This is a genomic window from Achromobacter sp. ACM02 (assembly GCF_014851605.1).
GTDB classification, from domain to species: domain Bacteria; phylum Pseudomonadota; class Gammaproteobacteria; order Burkholderiales; family Burkholderiaceae_B; genus Achromobacter; species Achromobacter aegrifaciens.
On sequence record NZ_JACUZY010000032.1, the window covers coordinates 1 to 321 of the forward strand.

At 61.4% G+C, this 321-nt stretch carries 1 protein-coding gene; it reads left to right on the forward strand.

Going from position 1 to position 321, the window contains the following annotated elements; genetic code table 11:
• Window positions 1–321, forward strand: a 321-nt coding sequence (locus IB258_RS30245) for an EF-Tu/IF-2/RF-3 family GTPase (RefSeq protein WP_255508627.1), incomplete at both ends; no start/stop codon positions are given.

The following is a 321-nucleotide window of genomic DNA, read 5'->3' on the forward strand; positions in this document are numbered from 1 at the left end:
CCGGCCGTATCGAACGCGGCGTGATCAAGGTCGGCGAAGAACTCGAAATCGTCGGTATCGTTCCGACGGTCAAGACGACCTGCACGGGCGTGGAAATGTTCCGCAAGCTGCTGGACCAAGGTCAAGCGGGCGACAACGTGGGTATCCTGCTGCGCGGCACCAAGCGTGAAGACGTCCAGCGCGGCCAAGTTCTAGCCAAGCCGGGCTCGATCACCCCGCACACCGACTTCACCTCCGAGGTGTACATCCTGTCCAAGGAAGAAGGCGGCCGTCACACCCCGTTCTTCCAAGGCTATCGTCCCCAGTTCTACTTCCGCACGA